This window comes from Muricoccus nepalensis (assembly GCF_006438825.1).
Classification (GTDB): domain Bacteria; phylum Pseudomonadota; class Alphaproteobacteria; order Acetobacterales; family Acetobacteraceae; genus Roseomonas; species Roseomonas nepalensis.
Genome location: NZ_RCZP01000034.1, coordinates 1 through 14,030, shown reverse-complemented (window position 1 = coordinate 14,030; position 14,030 = coordinate 1). Strand labels below are relative to the sequence as shown.

Here is a 14,030-nt window from a genome sequence, read left to right as displayed (position 1 = left end):
GCGCCGGCCGCTAGAGGCGCCCCCCGTCGCGCACGATGCTGCCGCGCCCCTCGCCGGCGACGGCCAGGTATTGCCGGTACTCGCCCCGGCCAGTCGTCAGCACCCGCGCCTCCCGTGCTGGAGCCCAGAGCGGCCGGCCCGGCAGCGGCGCCACGGGGGCCACGTCCAGGAGGGACAGCAGCGTCGGGGCCACGTCCACCAGCCCGACCGGGGAGGCGTCGTCGCCGGACGGCAGGCCGGGCGCGGAGAGGGCCATGAGGTTCGCCATCTCCCGCCGGTGCAGCCCGCCATGCATGCCGCCGCCGGGCGGGAAGTCCTTGCCAACAATGGGGCTGCGGCCGGGAAGGCCATAGGGATCGTCCTCGGGCCCGCCGCGCATCTGGAGCAGCAGCGGGGCGGCGCGCGCGTGGTCGGCATTCACCAGGGCGAGGTCGAAGGTTCCGGGGAAGGGGCCCTCCACCCCGTCGCCGCCGGCGGCCAGCAACGCCCCACACCAGGGCCGTTCCTGCAGCGCGGCCGCCAGCCGGCTAAGCCGCGCCGCATCGGGCGCGCGCGGCCAGAGCCAGCACATGGTGCCCGCGGCCACCGAGACATCCGCGCCCGGCCGGTCCAGGGACGCCTCGACGTCGAGGAGGGCGAGTTCGGTCACGAGGTCGAAGCGCCCGGTGGTGCCGACATGCCCGTGGTCGGACATGGCGATTACGGCCATCCGCTCCTCCACGGGCAGGCGCGAGGCCGCTTCCAGCACCAGGGCGAAGGCCCGGTCCGCGGCCAGCATGGCCTCGCGGGTCTCGGGCGCGTCCATGCCGCGGTAGTGGAAGGACCAGTCCGGCTCGGTCAGCCAGAGCAGCGCGACGTCCGGTTGCAGCTCGGGCAGCACCACCTCGGCCATGGCGCGACTGGCATATTCCACGAGCGGGATCCGGTCGGGCGGTGCCGCGGGCGGCGGGCCGAGGCGGGCCACGACCTTGTCCCAGGCCTCGGGCGTCTCGGTGGCGTCCCGCCCGGAGAGGCTGAGGACGAAGGAGCCGTTCGCCTTCGCGCGCGGGTCAAGCAGGTAGGCGCCGCCGGCCGAGCCGCTGTGGACGAGGGCGAAGCGGCGGCCGGCGGCGGCCAGCGCATCCGCGAAGCGGGGCGTCGCGACGAAGCCCGGCCCGTGCAGGGCGGTGCCGCGGCGCATGTCCCCGGCGGAGGAGGTGTCCAGGAAGCGTCCCTCCCGCGCCGCCGGATCCGGGAAGGCGTTGTTGACGATCCCCGTGACGGCCGGCGGCTGCCCCGTGCCGATGGTCGTCGCGCAGACGCGGGTGAGGGAGGGAAAGACCGAGGAGGATTCCGTGAAGCGCCGCGCACCGTTCAGGAAAGCGGCAAGAGCGGGCATGCGCTCCGGCGTCGCCATGTCCGGGCGGAGCCCGTCGAAGAGCACGATGAGGACGCGGCTGGCGGTGATGGATGGCAAGGTGTGGCTCCGGTGGGGGCGCGTCAGGCGCCGGGGTCGTGCTTCGCGCAGAAGGCCTCGGCGCTCAGGTGGCGGAAGTCCCGCATCGCCTCGCCCAATCGCGCGTGCGGCCAGTTCCACCAGCCGATGCGCTGGAGGGCCGCAACGATCTCGGGCGGGAAGCGGTGGCGCAGCACGCGGCCGGGAACGCCGACGACGATGGCGAAGTCCGGCACGTCCTTCGATACCACCGCGCCCGCGCCGATCGCGGCGCCGGTGCCGATGGTCACGCCAGGCAGGACCACCGCCCCGTGCCCGATCCAGACGTCATGCCCCATCGTCACCCGGTGGGAGCGGCGCCAGTCGAAGAAGGCCGCGTCGTCCTCCCCCAGGCCGTAGGCGGAGGAGCGGTAGGTGAAGTGGTTCAGGGCCACGCGCTCGAGCGGGTGGTTGCCCGGGTTGATCCGCACCCCCGCCGCGACGGAGCAGAAGCGGCCCATTTCCGTGTAGATGATGTCGCTGTCGCGCGCGACGTAGCTGTAGTCGCCGAAGACGCTCTCGGCGACGCGGGTGCCCGCGCCCACCTCGCAGAAGCGGCCAAAGTGGGTGTCCCGGACCTGGGCCGTGGGGTGGATCGAGGGCTGCTCGTTGAGGGACTTGCCGGCCGTGTCGGGATCCGGGGGCATCGTGGCCGCGGGTGGCTGCGCTTCCTCGATCATCGTCAACGTCCTCTTGCTCGTGCCGGGCACGGCTGGCGAGGCGACCACCCTCCCGGATGGATCGCCGAGCCATCGTATGCCGCGGCTGCTCTGCCCATCCGTCCGGAACAGGCAGGCGTCGGTTCGGTGAAGATTTGGCGACGCCGGCGAGGAGCACCTAATCGCTCGCCGCCGGTCGTGGAAAGCGACGCCGATTTTTCATCCAGCCGTCACCATGAAGTCGTTCGAACGAGTGGTAAGGAGCGCTCCGGAAACGATGACGAAGACCTCCCTTCCTGCCGACTGGCGCACGGTGGAGACCTGCCTGACGGCAGAGATCCGTAATGGACGCCTGAGCCCGGGCGAGCAACTGCCGCCGGAACCCGCGCTGATGGCGCGGTTCGCCGTGGGCCGGCACAGCGTGCGCCGTGCCTTGGCCGCCCTACAGACGCGGGGCCTTGTTCAAACCCTTCAGGGAAGCGGGACTTACGTCCGCCGGACGGAGTTGCTCGGCTACCGGCTGTCCGAGCGCACGCGCTTCTCGCGCAACCTCCTCGACCAGGGGCGCGAGCCCTCCGCGCGGTTCCTGCGCGGGGCCGAGCTGGTCGCGCCGCCCGAGGTGGCGGAGGTGCTGGACCTGCCGCCGGGGGCACGCGCCTACAACATCCTCCGCCTCGGCTTCGCGGATGCCGTCCCGATCAACCTCTCGAACGCCTGGTACCCAGCGCGTCGCTTCCCCGGGCTGCTGGAGGCCTGCCAGGCCGGGGGCGGCGCCAGCGAGGTGCTCGCCGCCCATGGGGTGGACGACTACCTCCGGCTGCGAAGCACCATCGTGACGCGGCTGCCCACGGCCGACGAGGCCTCGTGGCTCGACCAGCCCGCGACGCACCCGGTGCTGGTTGTCCGAAAGGTGGACGCCGACCTGTCGGGCGTCCCGATCACCTGTTCCGAAACCGTCTGGGCCGGGGAGCGCGTGCAGCTCCTGGTCGACAACGAGCGCCCGCCCGAAAGCAAGGGCCGCGCGCACCAGGAGATGACCGATGTGGATCGCTGACCTCCGGATTGTCCTGCCCGACCGCGTGCTGCCCCGCGGCGCGGTACGCGTTGAGGACGGATGCATCGTCGAGGTGATCGAGGTGCCGAGCTTCGGCAAGCGGCCGGTGCTGACACTCATCCCCGGCCTAGTCGACCTGCACGGCGACATGATCGAGAAGGAGGTGGAGCCGCGCCCCGATTGCGGCTTCCCGCTCGAGGTCGCAGTCAGCAACCTCGACTCGCGACTGGCCGCCTCGGGCGTCACCACGGCCTTCGCCGGGGTCTCCTTCGCCGAGGGCAAGCGCGGGTTGCGGAGCGAGGAGATGGCCCGCGCGGTCGTGGAGGCGATCGCGGGGATGCGCGGGCAGGCCCGCACCGATCTCCGCGTCCATGCGCGCTTCGAGATCACCAACGACCGCGCCGAACCGGTGCTGCGCGACCTCCTGTCCCGCCGGATGGTGGACATGGTCTCGCTGACCGACCACACGCCCGGCCAGGGGCAGTACCGCGACGTGGAGCAGTATGTCGCCTACTCCGCCCGGGCGCACGGCCACGCGCCCGAGGAAGCGGAGGCCCGCGCCCGTGCCCGCATGGCGGCGCCCGCAGCCTGGGACGTGGCGCGCGCTGTCACAGAGCTGGCCCGCGCCCAGGGCCTGCCGATCTCCTCTCACGACGACGACACGCCGGCCAAGGTCAGGCTGATGCGCGACCTCGGCGCCACCATCTCGGAGTTCCCCGTCACGCTGGAGGCGGCGCGCGCCGCGCGCGAGGCCGGGATGGCGACGCTGATGGGCGCGCCGAACGCGCTGCGCGGCCGCTCCATGACCGGCAACATCACGGCGGCGACCGTGCTGGAGGCCGGGCTCCTGGACGCGCTGGCGGCCGACTACCACCAGGGCGCGATGCTGCCCGCCGCCTTGGGCTGGGTGCGGGAGGGACGGCTGCCGCTGCACGCCGCCATCGCCCTGCTGACCGCGAACCCGGCGCGCGCCGCGGGGCTCGGGGATCGCGGCGTCATCGCGCCCGGCCGTCGCGCGGACCTCGTGCTGCTGGACGTCTCCGAGGCCCCCGGCGCCCCGCCGCCGCGCGTGCGTGCCGTTTGGCGTGACGGGCGGATGATCCATTCCGACGGATGGACGGGCACGGCCGAGGCGGTGGCGGAGGCCGCATGAGCGTGGACGTGGAGCAGGAGCGTCGCCCCGCGGACGACGAACGTCGCCGCTGGATGGGCGTAATCGCCCGTGCCGGTGCCGCGGGAATCGCGGCGCGGCTGGCAGATGCCCCGCCGCTGCCGCCGCACACGCGCCTGCGGGGACCGGAGACGGGCCTCGTCATGGTGCGCGGCCGCGCGGGCGGGGACGGCGCGCCCTTCAACCTCGGCGAGATGACGGTGACCCGCTGCGCGGTGCGGCTGGGGGACGGCACCGTTGGCCACGCCTATCTCGCCGGCCGCGACCACCGCGGAGCCGAGCTGGCCGCCGCCCTGGACGCGGCCCTGCAGCACCCCCCCCGCCGCGCCGCGCTGCTAGCCGCGGTGGTCGAGCCGCTGGCGGCCGAGCAGGCGGAGGCGCGCGCCGCGACCGCGCGAAAGGCCGCCGCCACCCGCGTGCGCTTCCTGGCCATGGAGACGACCCGGTGAGCGGCCTTCTGCCCGGCTTTGCCGATCCGGTGGCGGACGCGCAATCAGCCTTCCGCGCCGTGCTGGAGGCCGTGGCGAGGCCCGGTCGCGTTCAGCGCCTGCCCCGCTCTCCGGCCCCGCCCGCGCCGCTCTCGCCCGCCGCCGGCGCCGTGCTGCTGGCGCTGGTGGATGCCGAGACGCCGCTCTGGCTCGACGCCGGCGTGACGGCGGCGGAATGGGCGGTGTTCCACGCGGGCTGCCCCCTGGTGGCGGCGCCCGGCGACGCCGCCTTCGTCCTGGCCACCGGCGCGCCGCCCGCACTCGCGGTGCTGGACCCGGGCACAGACGAGGAGCCGCAGCGCGCCGCGACCCTCATCCTGCAGGTCGCCACGCTGGAGGAGGGTCACGGGTGGCACTTGGCCGGCCCCGGGATCGAGCGCGAGCACCGGTTGCGGGTGGCGGGCGCGCCCGATGGCTTCGTCGACGCCTGGGCGGCGAGCCGCGCGCGCTTCCCGCTTGGCGTGGACGTCGTCCTCTGCGCGGGCGATCGCATCGCCGCCCTGCCGCGCAGCGTCACCATCCGGGAGGGCTGAGCCGATGTACGTCGCGGTGAAGGGCGGCGAGGCCGCCATCGCCAACGCCCATGCCTGGCTCGCGGAGGAGCGGCGCGGCGACGCGCGCGTGCCGGAGATCGGCACCGATGCCATCCGGGAGCAGCTCACCCTCGCCGTGGACCGCGTGATGGCGGAGGGCTCCCTCTACGACCCTGGCCTCGCCGCGCTGGCGATCAAGCAGGCGCGCGGCGACCTCATCGAGGCGATCTTCCTCCTCCGCGCCTACCGCACCACGCTGCCGCGCTTGGGTGCCTCCACCCCGCTGGACACGGGCGCGATGACCGTGCGGCGGCGTGTCTCCGCCGCCTACAAGGACCTGCCGGGCGGGCAGGTGCTGGGGCCGACCTTCGACTACACCCACCGCCTGCTCGATTTCGCCCTCGCGGCCGAGGGCTTGGCGCCGCCGGCGACGGCCGAAGCCGATCCGGGCGAGGACGCGGCCCCGCCGCGGGTCACAGGACTGCTGGCGGCTGAGGGGCTGATGGCCGCCGAGGACGCCTCCGACGCCGAGCCCGGCGACCTCACCCGCACGCCGGTCGCCTTCCCCGCCGGAAGGGCGCTGCGGCTGCAGAACCTGGCACGCGGCGACGAGGGCTTCCTCCTCTCCATGGCCTATTCCACCCAGCGCGGCTACGGCAACAACCATCCCTTCGTGGGCGAGCTGCGCCAGGGCGAGGTCGCCGTGTCCCTCACGCCGCCGGAGCTCGGCTTTGAGATCGAGATCGGCGACCTCATGGTCACCGAGTGCCAGATGGTGAACCAGTTCCACGGCTCGCGCACGGAACCCCCGCAGTTCACCCGGGGCTACGGCCTCGTCTTCGGCCGGACGGAGCGCCGGGCCATGGCCATGGCGCTGATGGACCGGGCGCTGCGCGGCGCGGAGCTGGGCGAGACGGCGGAGGCGCCCGCGCAGGACGAGGAGTTCGTCCTCTCGCACTCGGACAACGTCGAGGCGACGGGCTTCCTCGAGCACTTGAAGCTGCCCCACTACGTCGATTTCCAGAGCGAGCTCGAGGCCGTGCGCGCCATGCGGGCGGCGGTGGAGGCGGAGCGCTCGCGCCGCGCCGCGACGCAGCCCGAGATGGAGGGGCCTGAGGGATGAGCGGCTACAACTTCGCCTATCTCGACGAGGCGACGAAGCGGATGATCCGTCGTGCCCTGCTGAAGGCGGTGGCGGTGCCCGGGCACCAAGTGCCCTTCGGCTCGCGCGAAATGCCGCTGCCCTATGGCTGGGGCACCGGCGGCATCCAGGTGACCGCGAGCGTGATCGGCGCGGAGGACACACTGAAAGTCATCGACCAGGGCGCCGACGACACCACCAACGCCGTCTCCATCCGCCGCTTCTTTGCCCGCGTGGCGCCGGGGCTCGCCACCACCGAGCGGACCGCCGAAGCGACGGTGATCCAGACGCGCCACCGCATCCCGGAGACGCCGCTGCGGGAGGGGCAGGTTCTGGTCTATCAGGTGCCGCAGCCCGAGCCGCTCTTTCGCCTGGAGCCGCGGCGGTCCGAGACGCGGCGCCTGCACGCGCTAGCCGATTACGGGCTTATGCAGGTGAAGCTCTACGAGGACATCGCGCGGCACGGCCGCGTCGGCTCCTCCTACGACCACCCGGTCATGGTGAACGGGCGCTACCTGATGTCGCCCTCGCCTATCCCCTCCTTCGACAACCCGAAGATGCACCGCTCCCCCGCCCTTCAGCTCTTCGGTGCCGGGCGGGAGCGGCGGCTCTACGCCGTGCCGCCCTACACCGAGGTGCGAAGCCTCGACTTCGAGGACCATCCCTTCGTGCCGCTGCGGGCCAGAGGACGTTGCAGCCTCTGCGGGGCGGGAGACAGCTATCTCGACGAGGTGGTGACGGACGACAGGGGCGGGCGGCTCTTCGTCTGCTCGGACACGGATTTCTGCGGGGAGCGGCAGGCGATGCGCGAGGCGGCGGAATGAGCGACGGGCCCATTCTCTCGGCCAGCGACCTGTCGCTCGCCTTCGGAGCCGTGCGGGCGGTCGGCGGCGTCTCGCTCGAGCTCTGGCCGGGCGAGGTCCTCGCCATCGTCGGCGAGTCCGGCTCGGGCAAGTCCACCCTGCTGCGGCTGCTGGCGGGGGACGTCCGGCCCGACGCGGGGACAGTGCTCTACCGCGACCCCTCGGGTGCGGCCCAGGACGTCCACGGCATGGGGGAGCCCGCACGGCGCCGCTTGGCGCGTACCGAATGGGGCTTCGTCCACCAGGACGCGCGAGACGGCCTCCGCATGGCGGTCTCGGCGGGCGGCAACGTGGGGGAGCGGCTGATGGCGAGCGGCGCGCGCCATTACGGCGACATCCGCGCAGAGGCCGCGCGCTGGCTGGAGCGGGTGGAGATCCCAGCCGCGCGGATCGACGACGCGCCCCGGCTGTTCTCGGGTGGCATGCGGCAGCGGCTGCAGATCGCGCGCACCCTCGTCACCCGTCCGCGCCTTGTCTTCATGGACGAGCCGACGGGCGGGCTCGACGTCTCGGTCCAGGCCCGGCTGCTCGACATGATCCGCGCGCTGGTAGCCGATCTCGGCATCGCAGTGATCCTGGTCACGCACGACATCGCCGCGGCGCGGCTGCTGGCGCATCGGCTCATCGTCATGCGGCATGGCCGAGTGGTGGAGGAAGGGCTAACCGACCGCGTGCTGGACGACCCGCGCCACCCCTACACCCAGCTTCTCGTCTCCTCGGTGCTCGCGGCATGAGCTGGACGCTGAAGGCCGAGGGGCTGGCCAAGGACTTCACCCTGCACCTGCAGGACGGCGTCGGCATCCCCGTGCTGCGCGACGTGGCGATCGAGGTGGGGCCCGGCGAGTGCGTGGCACTCTCCGGCCCCTCCGGCGCCGGCAAGTCCACCCTGATGCGGCTGCTGCAGGGGAACTACGGCGCGGATGCGGGGTGCATCCTCGTGCGGCGCCCCGACGGGAGCGTGGCTGACCTGGCGATCGCCTCGCCCCGCGAGGTGATCGCGCTGCGGCGGGACACAATCGGCCATGTCTCGCAGTTCCTGCGGGTCATTCCCCGCGTTCCCGCGGTGGAGATTGTGGCCGAGCCGCTCGCCGCGCGCGGCGTGCCGCGGGAGGAGGCGCTAGCCCGAGCCAAGGCCCTTCTGCATCGGCTGAGCCTGCCAAGGCGCCTGCACGCGCTTCCGCCCGCCACCTTCTCGGGCGGGGAGCAGCAGCGCGTGAACCTCGCGCGGGGGTTCGTCGCGGCGTTCCCGCTGATGCTGCTCGACGAGCCGACGGCGAGCCTCGACGCGGCAAACCGCGAGGTGGTGATCGCCCTGATCGGCGAGGCCAAGGCCCGCGGCGCGGCCCTCGTTGGCATCTTCCACGACCGGGAGGTGCGCGATCGCGTGGCCGACCGCGTCCTGGAGGTGGCGCCGCTGAGGGATGCCGCGTGAGCGGCGTGCTCGTGGCCGTCGTCGGGCCCTCCGGCGCGGGCAAGGACACCTTGATGGAGGCCGCCCGCGCCGCCCTGGCGCGGGACGACCGTGTCACCTTCCTCCAGCGCACCGTCACCCGCCCGGCGGAGGCCGGCGGGGAGGATCATCGTCCGCTCTCGCGCGAGGCCTTCCTGGCCGAGCGCGACGCGGGTGGCTTCGCCCTCTGGTGGGAGGCCCACGGGCTGCTCTACGGCCTCCCCCGCGCCGCTCTGGAGGCGGCGCTCGCGTCGGGGCGGGTCGCCGTCGCGAACCTCTCCCGGCGGGTTTTGCCGGAGGCGGCCGCACGCCACCCGCTGCGGGTGCTGGAGATCACCGCTCCGCCCGCCATCCTGGCAGCGCGGCTTGCCGCGAGGGGGCGGGAGAGCGCGGCGGACGTCGCCCGCCGGCTTTCCCGCCGGGCGCCCCTGCCGGCCGGGCTTCCCGTCAAGACGGTGGTGAACGACGGCAGCGTCGCGGCAGGCGCGGAACAGGTGGTGCGGGCGTTGCGCGGCCGCCCCGGCTGACGGCCCGGCCTAGCCGGCCAGGCCCGCGCGCAGCCGACCGGAGATCGTGTCGATCACCGCGACGGCCACGAGCACCAGCAGCACAATGAAGGAGACGACGCCCCATTCGAGCGTGCGGATCATCTCCGACAGCATCAGCCCGATGCCGCCGGCTCCGACGATGCCGATGATCGTGGAGGAGCGCGTGTTGCTCTCGAACATGTAGAGCACCTGGCCCGCCATGACCGGCAGGACGGCCGGCAACACGCCGAAGCGGATCCTCGCGAGCCTGCCGCCGCCGGCGGACGTGACACCTTCCACGGCCCGGCGGTCGGTGGCCTCGATCGCCTCGGAGAAGAGCTTGCCGAAGGTGCCGATGTCGCTGGTCATGATGGCCAGCACGCCGGCGAAGGGGCCGAGGCCGACGACGCTCACCCAGATTAGGGCCCAGATCAGCGCGTCCACCCCGCGGATGCTGTCGAGCGCGCGGCGGGAGAGGAAGTGCACCAGCCGCCCGGCCGAGGTGTTCCGCGCCGCAAGGAAGCCGAGCGGGAGCGCGACGGCGGCGGCGAGCAGCGTGCCGAGAAGGGCGATCGCGAGGGTTTCGGCTAGGCCGCGCAGGATCAGGAAGGCGCGCGAGGCGCTGCCAGGGTCGGGCGGCAGCATCATCCCGAGGAAGTGCAGCAACTGGGCCAAGCCGCCCGCGATGCGCCCGGGCGAGAACTCCAGCCGCCACAGGCCGAAGGCGAGAAGCCCGAGAGCCGCGGCGGCGGTGAGCGAGGTCCCGAGGCGCGCGGCCGTGACGCGGCGGAAGACCGCGGGATGGCGGGCTATGAGGCCAGCGCGGTCGGCGAGCGCCGCCTCGTGGAGGGTGAGGACCCGGGCCGGGCTCATGGGCTGCGCTCCATCGCGCCGATCAGGCGGTGGCGCAGCCGCTCCGTGCCGAGATCGATCAGCATGACCGTGACGATGATCAGCACGAGGATGGCGGCGACGTCGTTGTAGTAGAACTTGCGGATGGCCTCGATTAGATCCTGCCCGATCCCGCCTGCCCCGACGAAGCCGAGCACGGAAGCCTGCCGGACATTCACCTCGAAGCGGAGCAGCGCGTAGCTCGCGAAGTTCGGCAGCACCTGTGGGAGCACCGCGAAGCGGAGCATGGCCACCCAGGACGCGCCGGCGGCGGCAGCGCCTTCAACGGGCTTCGAATCGATGTTCTCGATCACCTCGGAGAAGAGCTTGCCGAGCGCGCCGATACTGTGGATCGCGATCGCCAGTACGCCCGGCACCGGGCCGAGACCGAAGGCGATGACGAAGATGAGGGCGAATACGATGTCCGGCACCGTGCGGCAGAACTCGAGGAAGCGCCGTGCCATGCCGCGCGTCCAGGGATTGGCCACGAGGTTCGCGGCCGCGACGAAGGAGAGAAGGAAGCCGCCGAGGGCGCCGAGTGCCGTGCCGGCATAGGCAATGAGCAGGGTGTCGGCGAGCAGCAGGCCCCATTTCCGCCAGCCCCAGAACCACTCCGCCGGATCGGTCCAGACCCGCCCGCCGCCGGCTTCCAGCGCCGTGAGACGGTCGAAATACCCGAAGAAATCGCCGAGATGCCGCCCGAGCCGGGAGAGGTCGACCTCGGCCACGTGGCCGGCCAGCAGGGCGAGCACGGCGATCGTGACGGCGAGAGCCAGCGCGCGGCGCCGCGGCGCGCGACCGGCGGCGCGGTAGCCGTCCAGCAGCTCGGCCAGGCGCGCGTCGGGAAGGAGAGGGAGGGTCGTTGCCAGGGGACCGGCTCTTTCAGGACGAGATGGCCGCCCCGGTGGGATGCCGGGGCGGCCAGGGCGGTCAGCCGCGGCGGCGCAGGTTGTCGACGAAGCGGTTCAGCTCGATGATCGGGTCGTAGGCGGCATTGTCGACGGCCACGAGGGGGCCCTGCTTGCCCTCGTAGATCGCCTCGAAGGCCCGCTTGTCGGTCGTTGCAAGCTCGAGCACGGCGCTACGGATGGCGGTTTTCAGATCGTCCGGAAGGGCGTTGAGATAGGCCATGGGCGAGTTCACGATCTGCTCGGACTTGAAGATGATGCGGAAGTCCTCCGCCTTCACCATGCCCTTGCGCGCCATGCGCAGGAGATTGCTCTCCTGCTCGTCGTTCCACCAATTCGCGCACATCTCGACGGTGCCCTGGTTAAGCGCGATCACCGCGTTCTCGTGGCTGCCGGTGTAGACGACGCGGCCGAAGAAGTCCTCTGGCTTGATGTTCATCTTGTTCAGCGCAAAGCGCGGCACGTTGTTGCCGGAGGTGGAGTTGGGGTCCACGAGGCCTAGGTTTTTGCCCCGGAGGTCCTCGACGCGCTGGTAGGGGCTGTCCTTCTTCACATAGAAGACGGAGTAGTAGCCCTTCGTTCCGTCAAGGTTCGTCTCGATCGCGAAGGCGGTGATCTGCGCGCCCGTCATCAGCGCGCGCGCGAAGGAGGAGGGGCCGTAAGAGGCGATGTGCACGTTGCCCGACCGCTGGCCCTCGATCACGGCCGCGTAGTCGTTGGCGATGCGCAGCGTCACCTTCGTGCCGAGACGGCGCGACAGGTAGTCGATGAAGGGGCCGTAGCGCTCCGTCACGCCCGAAGCGTTCTCAGAGGGAATGATCGCGAAGACCAGCTCCTGGTAGCGCGCTGCCCAAGCAGCGTTCCCCTGGGCACGAAGGACGGAGGGTGCGGCCAGCAGGCCGGCCGTGGCGCCTAGAAGGGCGCGTCGATGTATGATCATGAAAACCTCTCTCGTGTCGGTGGGCGCGTGGGGCCCGTCAGGTGTGGGCCAGGAACGGGGAGGGGGCGGGCGAAGCCAAACCTGGTCGCGCCGCGTCCATCACATCCGCGGCCTCCAGTCCGTAGAGCCGGCGCGCCGCGTCGGCGTCGAGCGCGTCCGGCGCCCCGTCGAAGACGAGCCGGCCGGCGGAGAGGCCGACGAGGCGGTCGCAGTAGCTGCGGGCGATGTCGAGCGAGTGCAGATTGCAGAGGACGGTGATGCCGTAGTCGCGGTTGATCCGCGCCAGGGCCTCCATGACCACCCGCGTGTTGCGCGGGTCGAGCGAGGCGATCGGCTCGTCGGCGAGGATGATCTCCGGCTCCTGCACCAGGGCGCGGGCGATGGCCACGCGCTGCTGCTGGCCGCCCGAGAGATGCTCGGCCCGCTGCGCCGCGAGCTCGGCGATGTCGAAGCGCTCGAGAGCGGCGAGGGCGACGGCGCGGTCGGCGTCGGACCAGAGGCACAGCAGCGAGCGGTGCGCGGGCACCTTGTTGAGGCGGCCGACGAGGACGTTGGTGAGCACGTCCAGCCGGCCGGAGAGGTTGAAGCCCTGGAACACCATCGCGCAGCGCGCGCGCCAGTCCCGCAGCGCCCGGCCGCGCAGACCCGTCACCTCGGCGCCGTCCCAGAGGATGCGGCCGGCGCTGGGCTCGGCCAGGCGGTTGACGAGGCGGAGCAGGGTGGACTTGCCCGCGCCGGAACGGCCGATGATGCCGACGAAGGCGCCGCGCGGCACCTCCAGGCAGACGTCGTCCACAGCGACCCGGTCGCCGAAGCGGCGGGTCAGTCCCTCGATGATCAACATGGGGCGCGGCTTAGAGGGCCTTCGCGGATGGCTTGATGATGGGACGATGAAGGAATAGTGACGCAGTCTGTGAGCAAGCCTGTTTGATGAAAGCACGACAACCAATCTCAAGGCAGCTTAACCTCCGCGTGGCCACCTGAGCGGCTGCCACAAGGGCGCCGGGAGGTCACGGCAGCTGCTAAGTGCAGTCTAGTTCTTGATGCGTTTCGTTTGGCGCTGCACCTCTCGGTGATGCCCTGCCCCTCTCGATTCACCCGTTCTCGCCTCTGTGTCTTGCTCGTCGAGGTGTCGCATGGCTGAGCCGGTGGGCGGCATTCCATCGCACCCAACCGATCTGACTACCTGAGCCCGCCCCTGTGGACCTCGGCCTCCTCCGGAGCATCGTCGCCGCATAGGCGGTCTGGCACCCGAAAGTGGAAGCGGGTGTGGACCTACTGGCGGGCGCCCAGACTTGTCCTAGGCGTTGATCCTGTTTTAGGGACGCATCTAAGATGGATCTCACACAGCTTCAAAAAGCCGTTTCAGCCTGGGCAGCAACTTGGCCAGCGATCCGCGCCGTCTGGCTTACGGGTAGCCGAGCAGTTGGCACATACCGTCCCAGCAGCGACGTCGATTTGGTGATCGCGACGGCTTGGCTGCCGATGTTGGGTGGGGAGGCAGTGGACCTCTCCGGTTCTGCTCGCTTCACCAGCCAGAAGGGCCTTCGCGACGAATGGACGAAAGAACTTGGCATCCGGCTTGGCCTTCGCGCGCATATCCGCACCGTGGGTCGCCTTGGCTCGCCCGAGGTTGACGTGCCCCCGTAGAAGCAGTCCGCCGGTTATGTGAACTGGCGGCTGTTTTGAGGAGGCTAGGATGGGTCGGAAGAGGACGCACACGCCGGAAGAGATCGTTGCCAAGCTGCGGCAGGTTGAGGTGCTGACAGCGCAGGGCAAGCCGGTGTCGGAGGCGGTGCGGGCGATCGGGGTAACAGACCAGACCTACTACCGCTGGCGTGCCGAGTTCGGGGGTCTGAAGCTGGACCAGGTCAGGCGGCTGAGGGAGTTGGAGCGGGAGAACGCGCGGCTGCGGAAAGCGGTGTCGGACC

At 71.7% G+C, this 14,030-nt stretch carries 17 protein-coding genes; 11 read left to right on the top strand and 6 right to left on the bottom strand.

Features of this window, described 5'->3' with window-relative positions:
• Positions 1-10 precede the first annotated feature (10 nt).
• On the bottom strand, positions 11-1,456 hold the full coding sequence (locus EAH89_RS23335; protein WP_140886120.1) for an alkaline phosphatase family protein: 1,446 nt from the start codon (positions 1,454-1,456) through the stop codon (positions 11-13).
• A 23-nt stretch (positions 1,457-1,479) separates the two neighbouring features.
• Entirely contained in the window at positions 1,480-2,154 is a 675-nt protein-coding gene (locus EAH89_RS23330) for an LbetaH domain-containing protein (protein ID WP_241667171.1), read from the bottom strand.
• A 256-nt stretch (positions 2,155-2,410) separates the two neighbouring features.
• On the opposite strand from EAH89_RS23330, the gene phnF reads away from it, so the two are divergent.
• The 9 genes from phnF to phnN are packed head-to-tail and all read left to right on the top strand — an operon-like array spanning position 2,411 to position 9,360.
• Complete coding sequence (gene phnF, locus EAH89_RS23325; RefSeq protein ID WP_206667656.1) at positions 2,411-3,187, top strand: phosphonate metabolism transcriptional regulator PhnF; 777 nt, start codon at positions 2,411-2,413, stop codon at positions 3,185-3,187.
• A complete protein-coding gene (locus EAH89_RS23320; protein ID WP_140886118.1) occupies positions 3,174-4,340 on the top strand; it encodes an alpha-D-ribose 1-methylphosphonate 5-triphosphate diphosphatase in 1,167 nt (388 codons plus the stop codon). Before phnF ends, EAH89_RS23320 begins: the two co-directional genes overlap by 14 nt.
• Positions 4,337-4,807, top strand: a complete 471-nt coding sequence (phnG, locus tag EAH89_RS23315) for a phosphonate C-P lyase system protein PhnG (protein WP_241667170.1) — start codon at positions 4,337-4,339, stop codon at positions 4,805-4,807. The genes EAH89_RS23320 and phnG overlap by 4 nt, the downstream gene beginning before the upstream one ends.
• A complete protein-coding gene (gene phnH / locus EAH89_RS23310) occupies positions 4,804-5,379 on the top strand; it encodes a phosphonate C-P lyase system protein PhnH (RefSeq protein WP_140886117.1) in 576 nt (191 codons plus the stop codon). Before phnG ends, phnH begins: the two co-directional genes overlap by 4 nt.
• Before the next feature lie 4 nt (positions 5,380-5,383).
• Positions 5,384-6,502: a carbon-phosphorus lyase complex subunit PhnI gene (locus EAH89_RS23305; RefSeq protein WP_140886116.1), complete on the top strand. Its 1,119-nt coding sequence runs from the start codon at positions 5,384-5,386 to the stop codon at positions 6,500-6,502.
• Positions 6,499-7,344: an alpha-D-ribose 1-methylphosphonate 5-phosphate C-P-lyase PhnJ gene (locus EAH89_RS23300; RefSeq protein ID WP_140886115.1), complete on the top strand. Its 846-nt coding sequence runs from the start codon at positions 6,499-6,501 to the stop codon at positions 7,342-7,344. Before EAH89_RS23305 ends, EAH89_RS23300 begins: the two co-directional genes overlap by 4 nt.
• Entirely contained in the window at positions 7,341-8,117 is a 777-nt protein-coding gene (phnK, locus tag EAH89_RS23295) for a phosphonate C-P lyase system protein PhnK (RefSeq protein ID WP_140886114.1), read from the top strand. Before EAH89_RS23300 ends, phnK begins: the two co-directional genes overlap by 4 nt.
• Positions 8,114-8,815: a phosphonate C-P lyase system protein PhnL gene (gene phnL / locus EAH89_RS23290; protein ID WP_140886113.1), complete on the top strand. Its 702-nt coding sequence runs from the start codon at positions 8,114-8,116 to the stop codon at positions 8,813-8,815. The genes phnK and phnL overlap by 4 nt, the downstream gene beginning before the upstream one ends.
• Positions 8,812-9,360, top strand: a complete 549-nt coding sequence (gene phnN, locus EAH89_RS23285; protein ID WP_140886112.1) for a phosphonate metabolism protein/1,5-bisphosphokinase (PRPP-forming) PhnN — start codon at positions 8,812-8,814, stop codon at positions 9,358-9,360. The genes phnL and phnN overlap by 4 nt, the downstream gene beginning before the upstream one ends.
• A 9-nt stretch (positions 9,361-9,369) precedes the next feature.
• On the opposite strand, the gene phnE (EAH89_RS23280) is transcribed toward phnN, so the two are convergent.
• The 4 genes from phnE (EAH89_RS23280) to phnC all read right to left on the bottom strand — a co-directional run bounded on the left by phnE (EAH89_RS23280) (position 9,370) and on the right by phnC (position 12,943).
• Complete coding sequence (phnE, locus tag EAH89_RS23280) at positions 9,370-10,233, bottom strand: phosphonate ABC transporter, permease protein PhnE (RefSeq protein ID WP_140886111.1); 864 nt, start codon at positions 10,231-10,233, stop codon at positions 9,370-9,372.
• Complete coding sequence (gene phnE / locus EAH89_RS23275; RefSeq protein ID WP_277753885.1) at positions 10,230-11,072, bottom strand: phosphonate ABC transporter, permease protein PhnE; 843 nt, start codon at positions 11,070-11,072, stop codon at positions 10,230-10,232. Before phnE (EAH89_RS23275) ends, phnE (EAH89_RS23280) begins: the two co-directional genes overlap by 4 nt.
• Before the next feature lie 109 nt (positions 11,073-11,181).
• Positions 11,182-12,099 carry a phosphonate ABC transporter substrate-binding protein gene (gene phnD, locus EAH89_RS23270; protein WP_140886109.1) on the bottom strand — a complete coding sequence of 306 codons (918 nt, stop codon included), beginning with the start codon at positions 12,097-12,099 and terminating at the stop codon, positions 11,182-11,184.
• A gap of 37 nt (positions 12,100-12,136) precedes the next feature.
• Positions 12,137-12,943 carry a phosphonate ABC transporter ATP-binding protein gene (gene phnC, locus EAH89_RS23265; RefSeq protein ID WP_140886108.1) on the bottom strand — a complete coding sequence of 269 codons (807 nt, stop codon included), beginning with the start codon at positions 12,941-12,943 and terminating at the stop codon, positions 12,137-12,139.
• Between the two features lie 491 nt (positions 12,944-13,434).
• On the opposite strand from phnC, the gene EAH89_RS23260 reads away from it, so the two are divergent.
• The gene (locus tag EAH89_RS23260) at positions 13,435-13,749 is read left to right on the top strand and encodes a nucleotidyltransferase domain-containing protein (RefSeq protein ID WP_140886107.1); all 315 of its coding nucleotides are present in this window, start codon (positions 13,435-13,437) and stop codon (positions 13,747-13,749) included.
• Positions 13,750-13,798: 49 nt separating this feature from the next.
• Positions 13,799-14,030: transposase (locus EAH89_RS23255; RefSeq protein ID WP_140886106.1), on the top strand; the 232-nt coding region annotated here is incomplete at its 3' end.